General features: G+C 53.9%; 17 protein-coding genes. 13 read left to right on the top strand and 4 right to left on the bottom strand.

Features of this window, described 5'->3' with window-relative positions:
• The 4 genes from HMPREF2954_RS02350 to gshA form a co-directional block, all read right to left on the bottom strand.
• Nucleotides 1-563 (bottom strand): IS3 family transposase (locus HMPREF2954_RS02350; RefSeq protein ID WP_321178150.1); only part of this gene is annotated, 563 nt, incomplete at its 3' end.
• A 359-nt stretch (nt 564-922) separates the two neighbouring features.
• Nucleotides 923-2,653 (bottom strand): potassium/proton antiporter, encoded by a 1,731-nt coding sequence (locus tag HMPREF2954_RS02345; RefSeq protein WP_141755618.1) that lies wholly within the window; start codon nt 2,651-2,653, stop codon nt 923-925.
• 145 nt (nt 2,654-2,798) lie between these two features.
• Entirely contained in the window at nt 2,799-5,024 is a 2,226-nt protein-coding gene (locus HMPREF2954_RS02340) for a DNA internalization-related competence protein ComEC/Rec2 (RefSeq protein ID WP_082054488.1), read from the bottom strand.
• Between the two features lie 138 nt (nt 5,025-5,162).
• Nucleotides 5,163-6,515, bottom strand: a complete 1,353-nt coding sequence (gene gshA, locus HMPREF2954_RS02335) for a glutamate--cysteine ligase (protein ID WP_049224332.1) — start codon at nt 6,513-6,515, stop codon at nt 5,163-5,165.
• A 267-nt stretch (nt 6,516-6,782) separates the two neighbouring features.
• On the opposite strand from gshA, the gene leuC reads away from it, so the two are divergent.
• The 13 genes from leuC to HMPREF2954_RS02275 all read left to right on the top strand — a co-directional run bounded on the left by leuC (nt 6,783) and on the right by HMPREF2954_RS02275 (nt 17,854).
• Nucleotides 6,783-8,189 (top strand): 3-isopropylmalate dehydratase large subunit, encoded by a 1,407-nt coding sequence (gene leuC, locus HMPREF2954_RS02330; RefSeq protein ID WP_045074072.1) that lies wholly within the window; start codon nt 6,783-6,785, stop codon nt 8,187-8,189.
• A gap of 115 nt (nt 8,190-8,304) precedes the next feature.
• Nucleotides 8,305-8,442, top strand: coding sequence for an entericidin A/B family lipoprotein (locus tag HMPREF2954_RS02325; RefSeq protein ID WP_045074070.1), 138 nt, complete (start codon nt 8,305-8,307; stop codon nt 8,440-8,442).
• A 34-nt stretch (nt 8,443-8,476) separates the two neighbouring features.
• On the top strand, nt 8,477-8,614 hold the full coding sequence (locus tag HMPREF2954_RS02320) for an entericidin A/B family lipoprotein (protein WP_045074163.1): 138 nt from the start codon (nt 8,477-8,479) through the stop codon (nt 8,612-8,614).
• Between the two features lie 76 nt (nt 8,615-8,690).
• On the top strand, nt 8,691-9,332 hold the full coding sequence (leuD, locus tag HMPREF2954_RS02315; RefSeq protein ID WP_045074068.1) for a 3-isopropylmalate dehydratase small subunit: 642 nt from the start codon (nt 8,691-8,693) through the stop codon (nt 9,330-9,332).
• A gap of 130 nt (nt 9,333-9,462) precedes the next feature.
• Complete coding sequence (locus HMPREF2954_RS02310) at nt 9,463-10,188, top strand: SH3 domain-containing protein (protein WP_045074066.1); 726 nt, start codon at nt 9,463-9,465, stop codon at nt 10,186-10,188.
• Between the two features lie 35 nt (nt 10,189-10,223).
• Entirely contained in the window at nt 10,224-10,685 is a 462-nt protein-coding gene (locus tag HMPREF2954_RS02305) for a NanQ anomerase/TabA/YiaL family protein (protein WP_070688978.1), read from the top strand.
• 246 nt (nt 10,686-10,931) lie between these two features.
• A complete protein-coding gene (gene leuB, locus HMPREF2954_RS02300; RefSeq protein ID WP_045074062.1) occupies nt 10,932-12,002 on the top strand; it encodes a 3-isopropylmalate dehydrogenase in 1,071 nt (356 codons plus the stop codon).
• A gap of 432 nt (nt 12,003-12,434) precedes the next feature.
• On the top strand, nt 12,435-12,833 hold the full coding sequence (locus HMPREF2954_RS02295) for a DUF350 domain-containing protein (RefSeq protein WP_003765161.1): 399 nt from the start codon (nt 12,435-12,437) through the stop codon (nt 12,831-12,833).
• An 86-nt stretch (nt 12,834-12,919) separates the two neighbouring features.
• Nucleotides 12,920-13,942, top strand: a complete 1,023-nt coding sequence (locus HMPREF2954_RS02290; RefSeq protein ID WP_045074060.1) for an SPFH domain-containing protein — start codon at nt 12,920-12,922, stop codon at nt 13,940-13,942.
• 159 nt (nt 13,943-14,101) lie between these two features.
• Nucleotides 14,102-15,622, top strand: coding sequence for a DUF4178 domain-containing protein (locus HMPREF2954_RS02285; protein ID WP_197067784.1), 1,521 nt, complete (start codon nt 14,102-14,104; stop codon nt 15,620-15,622).
• 3 nt (nt 15,623-15,625) lie between these two features.
• Nucleotides 15,626-15,787: a hypothetical protein gene (locus tag HMPREF2954_RS12640; RefSeq protein WP_167333215.1), complete on the top strand. Its 162-nt coding sequence runs from the start codon at nt 15,626-15,628 to the stop codon at nt 15,785-15,787.
• Nucleotides 15,784-16,176, top strand: coding sequence for an adenosylmethionine decarboxylase (gene speD, locus HMPREF2954_RS02280; RefSeq protein ID WP_045074058.1), 393 nt, complete (start codon nt 15,784-15,786; stop codon nt 16,174-16,176). Before HMPREF2954_RS12640 ends, speD begins: the two co-directional genes overlap by 4 nt.
• A 67-nt stretch (nt 16,177-16,243) precedes the next feature.
• Nucleotides 16,244-17,854 carry an NAD(P)-binding protein gene (locus tag HMPREF2954_RS02275; RefSeq protein WP_045074056.1) on the top strand — a complete coding sequence of 537 codons (1,611 nt, stop codon included), beginning with the start codon at nt 16,244-16,246 and terminating at the stop codon, nt 17,852-17,854.
• Nucleotides 17,855-17,965 lie beyond the last annotated feature (111 nt).

Below are 17,965 nucleotides of genomic sequence, written 5' to 3'. Positions count from 1 at the left end.
CAGTTCGCCTTACGCGACATGCTTTGAACCATGGTATGTCGGGCAAGTAATTCCCTATATCCCACCGCACGGTACAGCACGCCTTGGTCGGAATGCAGCATCGTTCCTTTATTTCGCCCATGGCGGGCTGGCGGTAGGCTTTTTTTCACCCGTATGAGGGCTTTCAGCCCCAACTGCCTCATCAACCGCGCCGCTTTTTTGTGGTTCCAACCCAATGCTGCGGCAATGCGTCTTTGCCCGTAGCGTCCTTTATGCCGTTCGTAGATTTCGGCGATAAGGGCTTTGTCGGTTTCGTCGGGGTCGGGCCGGTCTTGGTGGGGGTAGTAGAAGCTGCTTTTGGGCAGGTTTGCGATGTGCAGCAGGTATTTGAGCGGGTGTTGCGCCCTCAGTGTTTGGACGGTTTGGCTTTGCCCTTTGCGGTCTGCTTTTGGCTGAGGGCTTTTAATTCCTTTAGGTAGGCAACCTCTGCGCGCATATAGCACAGTTCTTCGATAAACTCTGCCTGTGCTTTTTTCGTGATCGAGCTTGTCGGTGATGAAGAGGTTTTTACGGTGGCGGGGCATGGTTTTGGATTGGGGATGTTCGAGTGCGCCGATGCCGCCTTCTTGATAGACGGTTATCCAACGTCGCAGGTGGGTTCGGGAAATGCCGTAGTGGTCTGCGGTACGCTGTTGGCTGCGTATGTGCAGGTAGTGGAGTACGGCTTGGTATAGTGGATTAACTTTAAACTAGTACGGCGTTGCCTCGCCTTGCCGTACTATCTGTACTGTCTGCGGCTTCGTCGCCTTGTCCTGATTTAAATTTAATCCACTATATTGTTCCCAAACATAAGACCGCACCATCACCGCAATAAATATTGCAAGAACCAATATACAGAAAATCTGTCGTCGTTTGGTTTTTTATGTAGAAATCACGACATAGCCTAGCTTTCCCGACGCGGTACTTTCAACCCCATACTCTTCACGACACCGTTCTGATCGGTTTCTTTAACCGTCAATGAAAACCCGTCAACGACAATGCGGTCACCCTCGACGGGCTGCGCGCTGCCTCCTCTGGATTGAAACCATTCGAGCAGGCTCATACCGGCTTCGCCGTCTTCCAGCTTCAACCCGTACGCCGCTGCCAAATCGCCGGTATTGACATACGGGTCGACGGCAAATTCGCCGAAGAAATCAAAATTTTCGCGCACATTCTGCCCGGTTTCACTGAAGTATTTCGCCATTTTGTCCACTTGGCTGTCAGGCAGGATATACCAAGCCGTATCGCCTTCCCTCAAAACCGTATCGTTCTGCATTTCGATTTTCCGCCCGTCACGTATCAGCGCGAAACAGCGCAAGTCAAACGACTCCGAAATGGGGGCGACGGCATCGGGATGCTTGCCTTCCGCCTCAGATTCCTTCGTTACCTTGAAAGAAAACAAAGCCACGGCTTCGCGTTCCGACAGCCAAATGTCGTGCATTCCTTCCGGCTCGGGTTTGGGCGGCATGGCGACCTTGAGCAGGTGCGCCATGACGGGTATCGTCGTTCCTTGAATCAGTAGGGAAAGTACGACGACGGCAAAGGCGACATCGAACAACAGTTCAGAATTCGGCACACCCATGACTAAAGGCATCATCGCCAAAGAAATCGGTACTGCGCCGCGCAACCCGAGCCAACTGATGTAGGCTTTTTCACGCACACTGTATCCGAATTTCCACAAGCCGCTGAAAACGGCAAGCGGGCGGGCAACCAGCATGAGGAATACGGCAATAACCAAGGCATCGACGCTTTTTTCCCAAACGCTGCTGGGCGTTACCAACAAACCCAGCACGACGAACAAAGTCGCCTGCGCCAGCCACGCCAGGCCGTCCATCACGCGCCAAACGTGTTCGGTTGCGCGGGTATGCTGGTTGCCGACGATAATCCCCGCCAGATAAACCGCCAAGAAGCCGCTGCCACCGATGGTATTGGTAAATGCGAATACCCACAGGCCGCCTGACACAATCATCAGCGCGTACAATCCTTCCGCAAGGTTCAGACGACGTACGAGTTTCGCCAACACCATTCCGCCCGCCCACCCCATCAGTAGGCCGAAGCCGATTTGGAGCAGCAGCATCCATAAAAACGCCAACACACCTGATTGTTCGGGGTTGGTAATCATGGTAATCAGGGCGGTAACTAAAAAAATCGCCATCGGATCGTTCGCACCGGATTCGATTTCCAAAGTCGCCTGTACCCTGTCATTCAGGCGCACGCCGCTGTGGCGCAGCAGACTGAACACGGCCCCCGCATCGGTCGAGCCGACAATCGCCGCCATCAGTACGCCGAATTTCCAATCCAAACCCAAATAAAACGTGGCGAACAAGCCCAAAGGCAACACGGTGGCAAACACGCCCCATGTCGCCAATACCGCAGAAGGCTTCAATGCAATTCGGAAACTTGAAAGCTGGGTCCGCAACCCGCCATCAAGCAAAATGACGGCTAACGCAAGCTGGCTGATGACGTTGGCCAAAACGAAATTGTCAAAATCGATGCGCCCGATACCGTCCTCACCCGCTAACATTCCAACCGCCAGAAACACCAACAAAAGCGGCATCCCCAGCCTTGCCGACAAAGTGGTCGAAACCACGCTTAAAAACAATAACGCCCCGCCGAGCAAAAACAGATTGTTCATCCAGTCCACGTTGCAAAAGTCCCTTGCCGTCAATAAAAAAAGGCGAAATTATATCATAAAATCAATAAGATTTACCGAATGCCTACCCATTATGCAGAAATAAAAAACCGTCTGAAAGACGGCTTTGTTCATACAGCAAACCGCTTTACTCAAACGGCTTTTTCTGCCAATAAAACTTATCCTTTTTCAGACGACCTTTAAAGACTTCATCGCCGCCCAGTTCAAATACCAATGCACCCGACAAATCTGTCCGCAACAAAGTCGCGCCGTGTGCGCGGACGCGGGTTTGGACGGCGGGCGTGGGATGTTTGTAAGCATTGGCGTAGCCGCTGGAAGCGACGGCGTATTTGGGGGCGACCGTGTTGAGGAAGCCGCCTGATGAAGCCGTATTGCTGCCGTGGTGTCCCAATATCAAAACCTGGCTGTACAGCGAGCTGCCGTAGCGTTCTACCAGCCCCGCTTCGCCTTTGACGCCCAAATCGCCCGTAACCAACAATGCCTGTCCGTCGGAAACGACGCGCAGGACGCAGCTTCGGTCATTGTCTTCGCCGACCGGGTTTTCAGACGACCTCAATAACTCGAAATCCACGCCGTCCCATTGCCATTGCGCTTCGGCGCAAAATTTTGCGTTCGGATAAAACTCAGGCTGTCCCGCCAGCGTTTCGCCGATTTCAATATCGGAAACGGCGTCCAAACCGCCGTCGTGGTCGCTGTCGTGATGCGACAGAATCAGCTTGTCCAAACGGCGCACGCCCATGGCGTTCAGGCTTGGCACGATGCCTGTTTGCGCCGCCTGCGCCGTACCCGTGTCAAACAGCAGGTTGCGGCTGCGCGTTTGTACCAACACCGACAAACCCTGTCCCGCATCCATCACGGTAATCCGCGCCAACCCGTCGTCCAAACGGTCGGGGCGGTAAAACACAAATCCAGCCAACACCAAACACGCCCAAGACCGCAGACCCAGTCCGCGCGGCAACAGCCACAGCAAAGCCGCTGCAAAAGCCAAAACCAACAGCGGCACAGGCGCGGCGGCTACAGCAAATTCAGGCGACACCTCCGCCAGCCAAACCAAGCCGCGCAAGGTATATTCCGCCAAACCTGCCGCTGCCCATTGCAAAGGCGCGAACGGCAACACCGACCCCAGCAGCGCCAACGGCGTCAATACCCAAGAAAACCAAGGAATCATCGCCGCATTGACCAAAGGGCTGATGATGGGCAACGACGCAAAAATATAGCCCAGCAATACCACCGACAACATCGTCGCCGCCCATTGTCCGCGTACAGCCAAACGCCAGCCGCGTTCTTTCAGACGACCTGCCGAAGCCCAAATCAAGGCGGCAACCAAGCCGAACGACAGCCAAGTGCCGACGCCCAAAACCGCCAACGGATCAATCAACACCACCACCGCCAAAGCCTGCCACCACGCCGTCCAGCCCGAAGACAGACTGCCGCGCCACCAAGCCCAGGCAAACGCCGCCAACATCAAAACGCTGCGCTGCGTCGGTACGGAAAAGCCCGCCAGCAGCGCATAAAACAAAGCCCCTGCCGCGCCGCCCGCCAAAATCCACACGCGTGGTTTTGCCGGTATCCAAGGCAGTCGTCTGAAAATCAGTTTGACCAGCCAACCCGCCAACACCGCCACCATCGTAACGTGCAGCCCCGAAATACTGACCAAGTGCGTCAAACCCAAAGGTCGGAATGCCTGCCACAGTTCGGGCCTCAACGCCGATTGTTCGCCTATGCTCAAAGCCCGCATCAGACCGATACCGTCCGAAAAATCCGGACTGTCCGCCCCGACAGCCTGCCAACGGCGGCTGACCGCATCGCGCCACACCGCCAAGCCGACACCGCCGCCCTCGCGAACCAAGCTCCTGCCTTTGCCCAGCGTACCCGCGCCATCCAAACCGTTTGCCAACGCCCAAGCCTCGCGGTTCAACCCGCGCAGGTTCACTTCGCCGATAACCGGCTTGAGCCGTGCCGACACCTTCCAGCGGCTGCCCACCGCCCAATCGCGTTTCTGATAATCCGACAGTAATAAATCAAACTGCCGCCCATCCTCCGTCCACGCCTTCGCCGCAAACTGCACCCGCCGCCCGTCGCCGCGCGGCATATCTGCGACTTCAACCGTCAACACCGACTCCGAAGCCCCGTTCAGCGGCCATTGCGCCGACAAAGCCGCTTCCGTCCGAAATACGCCGTAAGCTGCGCCGAGCAGGACGCACAGCATCATTCCCGCCACCGCAAACCGCCGCGAAGCCGCCAGCAAAACCAATGCCGCCGCCAGCCACGCAGCCCAATGCGGTATGGACGGCAAAGCGAACGAGGCGATGACGCCGACTGCCCAAAACGGCAATCCATAATATTTCAGCAAAACTGTTTCCCTTTTTATTATTAGTTTTGAAATCAGGTGGGGATAATAATTGAATTTCCTACAAACGTCATGAAAAAGGTCGTCTGAAAACCTGAATCTCAAGTTTTCAGACGACCTTTCACTATTTTAAGTAATCCTTTACGGCGCGGTTTGCTCCAACTCAAGCGCGGCGGCAAGCAGCGACAGTCGTGCCATCACACCGTAAACGTAGAGGCGGTTGTGTTCGTTGTCCACGTCGCAGTCTTTTTCGGAACGCGGCATACCGAGCGAGTCCCATTGTTCGAATACGCGCTTGCAGGCTTCGGGAGCTTCTTGGGAATTGTCGCCGCTGCCGGTGGGAATGCTGTTGGACAGCGGGACGAACACCATACCGCCGGCGTTGAGGTTTTCGTCTGCACCACGTCCTTCGTGTACGCGGAAGAAGCCGCCGATAACGAAACGGTCCATCATATAAACGACGGGTTCGCACACGGCGCCGTTCATGGTTTCATAGGTATAAATGCCTTCTTGGACAATCACTTCGCTGACTTCCAAGCCTTCTTTGACCTTCGCCATTTTGTTGCGGTTTTTGCGGTTCAGTCCGCGCACTTCGTCGGCGGATTTGACGCTCATCACGCCCATGCCGTAAGTACCTGCGTCGGCTTTGACGATAACGAAAGGCTGGTCGGTAATGCCCAATTCGTCGTATTTGGCTTGAATTTTCGCCAGCACGCGTTCTACCGCTTCCGCCAACGCGTCTTCACCTTCGCGCTCTTGGAAGTCCAAACCGCCGATTTTTTCGAAATACGGGTTAATCTGCCATTCGTCGATGTCAATCAGCTTGGCAAATTCGGCGGCAACTTGGTTGTATGCGCTGAAATGTTCTGTTTTGCGGCGCGTCGTCCAACCGCCGTGCAGCGGAGGCAATACGGTTTGGCTGATGCCTTTGAGAATGTCGGGAACACCCGCGGACAAATCGTTGTTCAGCAAGACGACGCAAGGCGAGAAGCCGTCGGCAAGATGGACGCGCTCGCGGGTACGCAATAAAGGTTCCAGCAGGATTTTGTCGCCCAACGCGGTTTCAAATTCGGTTGGTTCGGTAACTTCCGGATTCAGGCTGCCCAAACGGACTTCATACCCTGCCGAGCGCAAAATCTCGCTGAGTGCGTAAACGTTTTGCAGGTAGAACGTGTTGCGGGTATGGTTTTCGGGAATAATCAATACGGATTTTGCCGTTTCGCAGGCACGCTGTACCGCGTCTTGCGCCGCCACTGCCGCCAGCGGGATGAAATTCGGATTCAGGTTGTTGAAGCCGCCGGGGAATAAGTTCATATCAATAGACGAAATTTTGTAACCGGCATTGCGGATGTCGACCGAACCGTAAAACGGCGGGCGGTGCGCGTTCCATTGCGAACGGAACCATGCTTCGATTTTGGCGTGGTTGCACAAGATTTTCGCTTCAAACGCCTGAAGTTGCGACAGATGTTCGGCAGCCATAACCGGTAATTTCATTCTCTATACCTCTGTTGTCGGATGTGGGATACGGATGGAAATGATAGTGCTTTTTTAGGCGGTACGACAAGCATTGTTTCAAATAAAATACCTCTTTTTGTCAACAATTCTACAATTTGTCTAATTTTTGAAAGTTATTTTTAGGTTTTTATGTGAAAAAGTAGAAATTAGACAAATTTCTATTGCGCTACCCCTGTAAAAAGCCTAAAATCCGCCCATCAAAACAAACCATCTACTCCTATTATTAATAAGCAAAGATAACCCATCATGAGCGCACAAACCCTCTACGACAAACTCTGGAACAGCCACGTCGTCCGCGAAGAAGAAGACGGCACTGTCCTGCTTTACATCGACCGTCATTTAGTGCATGAAGTCACCAGCCCGCAAGCGTTTGAAGGCCTGAAAATGGCGGGACGCAAACTGTGGCGTATCGACAGCGTCGTCTCCACCGCCGACCACAACACCCCGACCGGCGATTGGGACAAAGGCATCCAAGACCCGATTTCCAAGCTGCAAGTCGATACTTTGGACAAAAATATCAAAGAATTCGGCGCACTCGCCTACTTCCCGTTCATGGATAAAGGTCAGGGCATCGTTCATGTTATGGGACCGGAACAAGGCGCGACCCTGCCCGGCATGACCGTCGTCTGCGGCGACTCGCACACCTCTACCCACGGCGCATTCGGCGCACTGGCACACGGTATCGGCACTTCCGAAGTCGAACACACCATGGCGACCCAGTGTATTACCGCGAAAAAATCCAAATCCATGCTGATTACCGTTGAAGGTCGTCTGAAACCGGGCGTTACCGCTAAAGACGTCGCCCTCTACATCATCGGACAAATCGGCACGGCAGGCGGTACGGGCTACGCCATCGAGTTCGGCGGCGAAGCTATCCGCAGCCTTTCGATGGAAGGCCGCATGACCCTGTGCAACATGGCGATTGAAGCAGGTGCGCGCTCCGGCATGGTTGCCGTCGATCAAACCACCATCGACTATGTCAAAGACAAACCCTTCGCACCCAAAGGCGAAGCATGGGACAAAGCCGTCGAATACTGGCGCACGCTGGTTTCCGACGAAGGCGCGGTATTCGACAAAGAATACCGTTTCAAAGCCGAAGACATCGAACCGCAAGTAACATGGGGCACATCGCCCGAAATGGTTTTGGACATCAGCGGCAAAGTACCGAATCCTGCCGAAGAAACCGATCCCGTCAAACGCAGCGGCATGGAACGCGCCCTCGAATACATGGGCTTGGAAGCGGGTACGCCGCTGAACGAAATCCCCGTCGACATCGTATTCATCGGCTCCTGCACCAACAGCCGCATCGAAGATTTGCGCGAAGCCGCCGCCGTCGCCAAAGGTCGTAAAAAAGCCGACAACGTACAGCGCGTGTTAATTGTTCCTGGTTCCGGCTTGGTCAAACGGCAGGCGGAACAGGAAGGCTTGGACAAAATCTTCATCGACGCCGGTTTCGAATGGCGTGAACCGGGCTGCTCGATGTGCCTCGCCATGAACGCCGACCGCCTGACTCCGGGTCAACGCTGCGCCTCCACCTCCAACCGCAACTTCGAAGGCCGCCAAGGCAACGGCGGGCGCACGCACCTTGTCAGCCCCGCTATGGCTGCTGCCGCTGCGGTCAACGGACGCTTTACCGACATCCGTAATTTGTAAAAATAAATATTTTCGCATCGGTACAGGGCTATTGCCTTTTATCAAGATGCAGCATATTATTAATAACGCAGCAAACAACCTGTACTTTTTGATTGACTAAATTTAGGAGCTTCAAATGAAAAAATTCGCACTTATTGCTTTGACCGCCATGACTCTGCTGTCAGCCTGCAACACTGTTTCCGGTATGGGCAAAGATGTTAGCGCTGCCGGCAGTGCAGTCAGTGGCTCCGCCGAATCAGTAAAAAGCTACTAATTGAACATTGACTACCTACAAGGAACTTATGATTATGAAAAAATTTGTCCTCATCGCCATGACCGCAATGACCTTGCTGTCTGCCTGCAATACTATTTCCGGCATGGGTAAAGATGTCAAAGCCGCCGGCAACGCCGTCAGCAATACTGCAGAAAAAGACAAAACCTACTAATCTGCCTTGATTCAATCTTAAATGCCCCGGAAATCGGGGCATTTTATAATCTTCGACAAACGAAAAAGTACAGAACATGAAAGCCTTTACCAAAATCACCGCCATCGTCGCCCCGCTCGACCGCAGCAACGTCGATACCGACGCCATCATCCCCAAACAATTTTTAAAATCCATCAAACGGAGCGGCTTCGGTCCCAATGCCTTTGACGAATGGCGTTACCTCGACCACGGCGAACCGGGCATGGACAACAGCAAACGTCCGCTGAACCCCGATTTCTCGCTGAACCAGCCGCGTTACCAAGGCGCGCAAATCCTACTGACGCGCAAAAACTTCGGCTGCGGCTCCTCGCGCGAACACGCCCCTTGGGCATTGGACGACTACGGCTTCCGTGCCGTCATCGCCCCCAGCTTCGCCGACATCTTCTTCAACAACTGCTACAAAAACGGCCTCCTGCCCATTGTGTTGACTGAAGAACAAGTTGACCAGCTTTTCAAAGAAGTCGAAGCCAACGAAGGCTATCAGCTCTCCATCGACCTTACCGAACAAACCCTGACCACACCAAGCGGCGAAACGTTCAAATTCGACATTACCGAACACCGCAAACACTGCCTCTTAAACGGTTTGGACGAAATCGGCCTGACCCTGCAACATGCCGACGAAATCCGCGATTTCGAAGAAAAACGCCGCCAAAGCCAGCCTTGGCTGTTTAACGGTTGATAAACGATGAGGTCGTCTGAAAACGAGCGTAGCGAATTTTCAAACGACCTCTTTTATTAACACACAATCAGGTCGTTACTCTTTACCATCATATTTGAAAAACATACCCAACAATTTCACACACAACACCATGAAAAAAATTATCCTGCTCCCTATACTTTTTATCAGCCTCGCCGCACATGCGGAATTCTCAGAAATTCAAGATCCTGACGGATACAGCAACTTACGCGAAAAACCGAACGCCCAAAGCCGAATCCTGATCAAAATTCCAAACGGTACCCATGTTTATACCCCCGAGATGGACGGAAAGCTTCATTTAGAACACGGTTGGCAGATGACCTACGATTTGCGCGGCAAAAAAAGCCTGGATGGCTGGGTGCATACTTCGCGACTGATTCCGTTGTCGCGTTATGAAAGCATCCCCGTTACGGCTACTGCCGACGGCTTTACCTGCCAAAAAAACGGCATGGGCGTGCGCATTAAATCGGAACGTTTCAACTATAAGAAAGAAAAACATCTGTTTACACACGATCAATACGGACTTTCCCATTATCGCGGAAAAGAAATGTTCGGCACTGACGGTACAATTCCATTCAGCCACTATCGTGAAATTGCCTTTTTCCGCAACGGTAAAACACAAATCGCTCCCCGAGCCCAATATGACCACCTGTTCGACCCATATTTTGAAAAGGCAGGCGATAATACGCAACTGAGCCACTGTTACTACCGCGCTAAAGATGATACCCTTTTCTTAACGACCGTCATCGGAGATGGTGCCGCCTATACCGAAGTCTTATTTGTCTTCCGGCAAGGCATCTTGAAGAACGTATTGGCTTCGCTACACCCTGAGGTTTAATTTTCAGACGGCCTTTTCATCTCTTCCCGCAAAACATGATTACCGATACCATCACCAACGCCGCCCGCTACACCGCGCTGCACCCAGACTTCGCCGACGCCGTCCAACTGCTGCAAACGCTGGATTTCGCCTCCCTGCCCGACGGCCAAGTACCGTGCGCAAACCCCAATATCCGCCTCTTTGTCGGCAGCGAACCGATGAGGGGCAAAGCCGAAGCCAAGCCCGAAGCGCATTTGAAACACATCGACATCCAAGTTCCCATCAGCGGGGAAGAAACCTACGGCTGGATAGACAGGGGTCGTCTGAAAAACGGTTTGGGCTACGACGAAAAGCGCGACATCGAATTTTTCGACTGCGAACCGGAAACCTGGCTCACGCTCCAACCGGGCGAGTTTGCCCTCTTCTTTCCCAACGACGCGCACGCCCCGCTGGTTGGCGAAGAAAAGTCCATACGCAAAGCCGTCTTTAAAATCCGTATCGAAGCAGAACGCTACTGATTTCCTTCAATCCTTCGCAAATACTGTAAAACTCGGCTACATCGCCCATCGCGTTCCCAACGAATCCGCCTGCATGATTTCCACGCAGCTTTCTCGATGCCGCAATGGTACAATCAGCCTCGTTCAAACAAACCGACCTGCAAACAGACACAAAAGGTCGTCTGAAAACACCATTCTTACAAATGGAAAACGCTTCGCCGTTTTCAGACGATCTCCCCTTTTCCAAACCCTCATAAGGATTTTGCCATGACCAAACATATCGCCATCCTCCGAGGCGACGGCATCGGTCCCGAAATCGTCGCCGAAACCGTCCGCGTACTCGACAAACTCATCGCCCAAGGCTTGGATGCCAGCTACGAATACGCCCCATTAGGCGGCGAAGCCTACGACGAATACGGCCATCCCTATCCCGAATTCACGCAAAACCTCTGCCGCAAAGCCGATGCCGTCCTGCTCGGCGCGGTCGGCAGCCCGCAATACGACAGCCTTGACCGCCCGCTGCGTCCTGAACGCGGTCTATTGGCCATCCGCAAAGACCTGAACCTGTTTGCCAACCTGCGCCCCGCCATCCTCTACCCCGAGCTTGCCAACGCCTCCACGCTCAAACCCGAAATCGTAGCAGGCCTAGACATCCTCATCGTGCGCGAACTCACCGGCGACATCTACTTCGGCGAACCGCGCGGCATCCGTGTTTTGGAAAACGGCGAACGCGAAGGCTACAACACCATGAAATACAGCGAAAGCGAAATCCGCCGAATCGCCCACGTTGCCTTCCAATCCGCCCAAAAACGCAGCAAAAAAGTCTGCTCCGTCGGCAAAGCCAACGTCTTGGAAACCACCGAACTGTGGCGCGAAATCTTTGAAGAAATCGGCAAACAATACCCCGACGTCGAACTCTCCCACATGTATGTGGACAACGCCGCCATGCAGCTCGTGCGCGCACCCAAACAATTCGACGTCATCGCCACCGGCAACATCTTCGGTGACATCCTCTCCGACGAAGCCTCCATGCTGACCGGATCCATCGGTATGCTGCCCTCCGCCTCGCTGGACGAAAACGGCAAAGGCCTGTACGAACCGTCACACGGCTCTGCTCCCGACATCGCCGGACAAAACAAAGCCAACCCGCTGGCCACCATCCTCTCGCTCGCCATGCTGCTGCGTTACAGCCTGAACGACGAAGCCCGCGCGCAACAAGTTGAAAGCGCCGTCCAAAAAGTGCTGCAACAAGGCTTGCGCACCGGTGATATTTACGAAGAAGGCACAAAACTCATTTCCTGCTCCGAAATGGGCGACGCAGTACTCGCCGCCTTGTAAAAGGCCGTCTGAAAACGAAAGTACGTTTTAAGCAAAATGCGCGGAAAACTCCGCGCATTTTTTCAGACGATTTTTAGAGCTTTTTGAGGCCTTATCGAGAATAGTGCGGGACAGGTAATATAGTGGATTAAATTTAAATCAGGACAAGGCGACGAAGCTGCAGACAGTACATATAGTACGGAACCGATTCACTTGGTGCCTCAGCACCTTAGAGAATCGTTCTCTTTGAGCTAAGGTAAGGTGAGGCAACTCCGTACTGGTTTAAAGTTAATCCACTATAGTCTCATTCTCTCTTCTGCCTCCGCCTGCCTTATAAACCCCAAACAAAGCAAAAAACAGTAAAGGTCGTCTGAACCCCTTTTCAGACGACCTTTACTGTTGAAATATGGCATAATCAAAAACATCAAAATTATCTGACAAGGAAACCCTATCGTGAGTATTTCCCTGCCCCAATACCTGCTTTACCTGCAATATATGCTTGCGGGTGTAGCGATGACTGCCGTTTTCGGCGCGGTGTATCTGCGGATTACCCCTGCGGAAGAATTGCGGCTGATTAAAAACGGCAACCTTGCCTGCGCCTTGTCGTTCGGCGGCGCGCTGGTCGGATTTTGTCTGACGCTCGCGTCCAGCATTGCCCACAGCGTCAGTTTCGTCGATTTTATCCTGTGGGGCCTTGCCGCGGCAGTGATTCAGATTTTGGTGTATTTTGCCGCCACGATGATGATTAAAGGCGCAACGGAAGAACTTATCGGCAACAACGTCGCCGTCGGCGCGCTGTTTGGCGCGGTGTCCGTGTCCATAGGTATCTTGAATGCCGCTTGTTTGACCTGATTTTTATAAACAGTTTGCAAAATTTACGGCTGGCCGCATTTCCTCCCCGCTCCGTATTCTCCCATTCTTCAAAATAAGGAACCGCAATGTTCAACTTTATCAAGAAACAGTTTATCGACGTCATCCAATGGCCGAATCCCGACGACAGCCTGCTGATGTGGCGTTTCCCGATTGCCGACGAGGAAATCCAAAACGGCGCGAGCCTGACCGTGCGCGAGGCGCAGATGGCGATGTTTGTCGATGAGGGAGTAACCGCCGACGTATTCGGACCGGGACGTTACACGCTCAACACGCAAACGCTGCCGCTGCTGACCAACCTGAAAAACTGGGACAAGCTCTTTGAATCCCCGTTTAAATCTGATGTTTACTTTTTCAATACCAAACAGCAGCTTGCGCGGAAATGGGGTACGTCGCAACCCGTTACCGTGCGCGATGCCGAGTTCGGTGCGGTGCAGTTGCGCTCGTTCGGTATGTACGCCTACCGCATCAGCGATCCGGCAAAATTCTTCAAAGAAGTCAGCGGCGTAGCGGCAGAATACAGCGGTGCCGAACTGGAAACCCAGTTGCGCAATATCGCCGTCACCCAACTCGCGGCGGCGTTCGGCAGCTCAGGCATTCCGTTTTTGGACATGGCAGCAAACCAGGTTTTGCTGTCGCAGAAAATCGGCGAATTGCTCGGCGCGGAATTTGCCAAACTCGGCTTGACGCTGGAAAACTTCACCGTCGAAAGCATCACTCTGCCTGCCGCCATCCAAGAAGCCTTGGATAAGAAAATTTCCATGGGCGTCATCGGCGATTTGGGACGCTACACCCAATACCAAACCGCCGAATCCATCCCGCTCGCCGCGCAAAACGAAGGCGGGCTTGCCGGAATCGGCGCAGGCTTGGGCGTGGGCGCAGGCGTCGGTCAGGCAATGGCTGGCGCGATGGCGGGTATGATGCAGCCCGCGGCGCAACCGGCAGCACAATCCGCGCAAAACGTTCAGACGGCCTCCGAAGACCCGCAGGCAAAATTGGCGAAACTCAAATCTCTGTTGGACGGCGGTTTGATTGCTCAAGAGGATTACGATAAAGCCAAAGCGGAAGTGTTGAAACAGTTGATCGGCTGAGGAAAGAGGCCGTCTGAAAACGGTTTCAGACGGCCTTTACCGGTTCGGTCAGTCTATACGGTAAAATCCAGCCGCCGATATTTCGACTTTTAAAACCCAATCCGTCCCGCACTATTGCAAGGTCGTCTGAAACTTCCAACCCACTTCCGAAAAGCAAACATGTCAACCCCCCCCTTCTTTAAAACCGACTGCCCGAGCTGCGGCGCGCCTGTCGAAGCGCATTCCGCCTCAGCCGTTACGCTGGTATGCGGCTACTGCAACAGCATGCTGGTGCGGCAGGATGACGGTATCGTCGATTCCGGCCGCGATTCCGCATTGCTGGAAGATTTCAGCCCGCTGCAAATCGGTACGACCGGCACATTTGTTACGCAACGCTTCACCCTGGTCGGACGGCTTCAGGTGCAATACGACGACGGCGCATGGAACGAATGGTACGTGCTGTTTGACGACGGCAGGACGGGCTGGCTTTCGGAAGCAGGCGATTTGTATGTGATGACCATGCCCGTCGAAACCGACAACCCGCCGCGCTTTGAGGACATTCGGGCGGGATTTAGCGAACTGACTTTCCAAAGCAAACGCTATGTCGCCTCAGACGTGCGCCACATCAGCCTGAAACGCGCTGCCGCGCAGGGCGAGCTGCCGTTTGTTTTGAACGGAGACCGTCAGAACAAAGTCGCCGACTGGCGTTGCGAAGACCTTTTCATCACGCTCGATTACAGCAGCGACACCCCCGAAACCTTCTTCGGCCGCATGGTGGGCTTGGATGATTTGAAGCTGGAAAACACCCGCAGCGAAGACGAAATCAAAGAAAGCGCAGGCCGTCTGAAAGGCAGCATCGCCTCTGAGAACTGCCCCAACTGCGGCTCGTCCGTCCACTGGGTCAGCGGCATCACCTCCCATCTCAACTGCCCAAGCTGCGGCAGCGAATTGGCAATCGGCAAAGACAAAGCCGAACTCATTACCGCCAACGCCATGCGCACGGCGCAGCAAAACCTGTTTACCCTGCCCGTCGGCAGACAAGGTCGTCTGAAAAACCGCGAATTTTACGTTATGGGCGCAGTCAGATACGCCGAAACCGACGCACAGGAAACATTCGACAACCTGTTTAACGGCGCCAACCGCGTGCTCACGCCCGAAGGCCAATGGTCGGAATATCTGCTTTACAACCCGACGCAAGGTTTCCTGTGGCTGGTCGAATCCGATGACGGCTGGAGCCTTTCCCAAACCCAAAATACATGGCCGCGCCTCGACCGCAACCGCCAACCGCAAGGCTGCGGCAAACTTTACGACTACGGCGGCAGGGTCGAAGTCGCGGCCGGCGCGTTCTACTGGCGCATCCGAAGGGGCGATTTGAACTATTACAGCGACTACCGCGACGGACAAAACCGCAAACTTTCTGCCGAATTGAACACGCACGAAATAGCATGGAGCAAAAGCGTGCCAATTGATTACAGCGAAGTTGCCGAGGCATTTAGCCTGAGCAGCCGCGCACCGCATTACACCGCAAAAATGGCGGCAGACGGTATTGATAAATCACTGAGAATCGTAATGACCGCCATTTTGGTTGTCGTCAACCTCCCTGCTCTGATAATCAGCGACAATCCTGCCACCCCCTCCGTCATCTTCATAGGAGCCTGGTTAATGTGGACTATGGGCAAAAAAGACGAGGACGAGGATTAAACCATGTCGAGAACCACTTACATCATTTTCAGCACCATCATCATCGTCATCTCCATGATCATCAGCTACGGTTCTTCCGATTCCGACGGTTCGCGTATGCACTCCGGCGGCTATTACGGCGGCGGTTATTACGGCGGTAGCGGTTATTCCGGAGGCCATAAATGACCCATATCCCCGGCAACCACGGTCTTTTAGATTTATATGGCTGTGATGAAGCTGTCTTGAAAGACGAAGGTCGTCTGAAAACCGCCCTCAAAGCCGCTGCCCAAGCCACAGAAGCCATCGTCCTCGCCGAGCGTTTCCACACCTTCGGCGGAGCAGGCGGCATTACCGGCATCTTACTGCTCGCCGAATCCCACATCAGCATCCACACTTGGCCGGAACACCGCTTCGCCGCCATAGATGCATTTATCTGCGGCGGCATGAAGTTGGAAAAAGTGAAGGAAGTATTGTGCAGGGAATTGGCGGCGGAACGGGCCGTTTGGACGGTAGCGCAACGTGGCGAAGGAATATTGGACGATACGCAGCCGCCAGTAGAACAACAAAACCTGTAAAGGTCGTCTGAAACCGTCTTGATGTTTTCAGACGACCTGTCAGAACCATAAACCAGTATTCAACCTCATGCCGACACGCCGTCAATTCCTCAGTTACACCGTAGCGCTTGCCGCTGCGTCCTCTTTCTCTTGGCTGACTTACCAACGCCTCAACCGCAAACCGCCGGTTTCCGTCAACCGCGTAGGGCTGCCGTTGGGGCATTTGTTGCGCGACGGGAAATTGCTCAGCCCGCCGAGCCGCCGTTACGAATGCAATACGCTGATACTCGGCGGCGGCGCGGCGGGATTGGGGGCGTTGTGGTATTTGGCAAAACACGGTCATCGTGATGTATTGCTGGCGGAAGGGTTCGAGCGCAACGGCAACAATGCCGCCTACGCCGCTTCAGACGGCCTGCAAGCGCCGAGCGGCGCGCATTATCTTGCGTTGCCGTCGAAAGAGAGCGCGTATGTGCGCGAGATGCTGGTGGATTTTGGTATCTTGCAATCGGACGGCAGTTTCAGGGAAACCGATTTGGTTTACGCGCCCGAGTCGCGCCTTTTGTATCAGGATAAATGGCAGGAACACCTGTTGCCGAAAGAAGATGCGGATTCCAAACGCTTTTTTGATTTAATCGGTCGTCTGAAACAGGCTTACGGCAGCGACGACAAAAAGATTTTTGCCATTCCGATAGCCCTGTCATCGGCGGACGAAACGTGGCGCAAACTTGATAAGCTGACGTTCAAACAATGGCTTGCGCAAGAGGGTTATACCTCGACCGAGCTTCTTTGGTATCTCGATTACTGCTGCCGCGACGATTACGGACAGGGTATAGCGCAAGTATCCGCCTTTGCCGGACTGCATTACTTTGCCGCCCGTAACAGTGCGGAAACCGTCCTCACTTGGCCCGAAGGTCTGGCGCACCTTTCCGAAAACCTGCGCTGCCATGCCGGTTTGCAGGAAGGTTGGCAATGGTCGTCTGAAAACCCCATCCGCCTCGACAAACCCGTTTCCGTCAACGCATCCGCCGTCAAAATCAAACCCCTTTCAGACGACCGTATCGAAGTTTGGCTGCGCGACAATTCAAGCAGCGAAACCGTCGCCCTGACCGCGCAACACGTTATCTCCGCCATGCCGTTGATGGTCGCTGCTCGAATCGTCGAAAATCCCGCGCAATACGGGCTGAACATCCCCGAATATGCTCCGTGGTTGGTCGCCAATTTCGAGCTGCACAGTTTCCCGAAAGAAAAAAATAACAGCGAAACCGCGTGGGATAACGTCATTTACGGCAGCCAAGGGCTCGGCTATGTCGTCGCCACCAACCAGCTCATCCGCGTCGCCCGTCCCGAACGCACGATTTTTACTGCCTACGCCGCGCTTAACCACGACACCCCGCAAGCCGTCCGTCGCCAGCTGCTCGACGCCTCCGACGAAGCACTGCGCGACTTGGCCGCCAAAGACTTGATCGCCGCCTATGGAGAAGGCTTCTGGCAACACGTTTCCCACGTTGATGTTACGGTGCGCGGACACGGCATGAGCGTACCGAAAGTCGGGTATCTGAACGACGAATCTTTGTTAGAAATCAGAAACCGTGCGTCAGGACTGCTGTTTGCCCACAGCGATTTGAGCGGCTATTCGGTATTCGAAGAAGCCTTGTATTGGGGCGTGGAAGCGGCGAGGAAGGTGTTGGAACGGGGCTGACAGCCGCAAAGGTCGTCTGAAAAAACAAAGACAAAAGGTTTGAAATCCAATACAGGAAGCCCGATAGCCCTTTCAACCCGTTTTCACTATAATCCCTATTTTCCCGCCCCA

This window comes from Neisseria sp. HMSC067H09, assembly GCF_001814135.1.
In the GTDB taxonomy this organism is placed as follows: domain Bacteria; phylum Pseudomonadota; class Gammaproteobacteria; order Burkholderiales; family Neisseriaceae; genus Neisseria.
Note: the sequence above shows the minus strand (reverse complement) of the source record. Positions and strands in the feature narration are given on the sequence as shown.

Bases quoted from the DNA above. Each gene is read 5' to 3' on its own strand.
- HMPREF2954_RS02290 (WP_045074060.1), top strand. From the start codon at position 12,920: ATGTTCAACTTTATCAAGAAACAGTTTATCGACGTCATCCAATGGCCG.
- leuB (WP_045074062.1), top strand. From the start codon at position 10,932: ATGACCAAACATATCGCCATCCTCCGAGGCGACGGCATCGGTCCCGAA.
- HMPREF2954_RS02345 (WP_141755618.1), bottom strand. From the start codon at position 2,653: ATGAACAATCTGTTTTTGCTCGGCGGGGCGTTATTGTTTTTAAGCGTG.
- HMPREF2954_RS02320 (WP_045074163.1), top strand. From the start codon at position 8,477: ATGAAAAAATTTGTCCTCATCGCCATGACCGCAATGACCTTGCTGTCT.
- HMPREF2954_RS02285 (WP_197067784.1), top strand. From the start codon at position 14,102: ATGTCAACCCCCCCCTTCTTTAAAACCGACTGCCCGAGCTGCGGCGCG.
- HMPREF2954_RS02310 (WP_045074066.1), top strand. From the start codon at position 9,463: ATGAAAAAAATTATCCTGCTCCCTATACTTTTTATCAGCCTCGCCGCA.
- gshA (WP_049224332.1), bottom strand. From the start codon at position 6,515: ATGAAATTACCGGTTATGGCTGCCGAACATCTGTCGCAACTTCAGGCG.
- HMPREF2954_RS02305 (WP_070688978.1), top strand. From the start codon at position 10,224: ATGATTACCGATACCATCACCAACGCCGCCCGCTACACCGCGCTGCAC.
- HMPREF2954_RS12640 (WP_167333215.1), top strand. From the start codon at position 15,626: ATGTCGAGAACCACTTACATCATTTTCAGCACCATCATCATCGTCATC.
- leuD (WP_045074068.1), top strand. From the start codon at position 8,691: ATGAAAGCCTTTACCAAAATCACCGCCATCGTCGCCCCGCTCGACCGC.
- speD (WP_045074058.1), top strand. From the start codon at position 15,784: ATGACCCATATCCCCGGCAACCACGGTCTTTTAGATTTATATGGCTGT.
- HMPREF2954_RS02275 (WP_045074056.1), top strand. From the start codon at position 16,244: ATGCCGACACGCCGTCAATTCCTCAGTTACACCGTAGCGCTTGCCGCT.
- leuC (WP_045074072.1), top strand. From the start codon at position 6,783: ATGAGCGCACAAACCCTCTACGACAAACTCTGGAACAGCCACGTCGTC.
- HMPREF2954_RS02325 (WP_045074070.1), top strand. From the start codon at position 8,305: ATGAAAAAATTCGCACTTATTGCTTTGACCGCCATGACTCTGCTGTCA.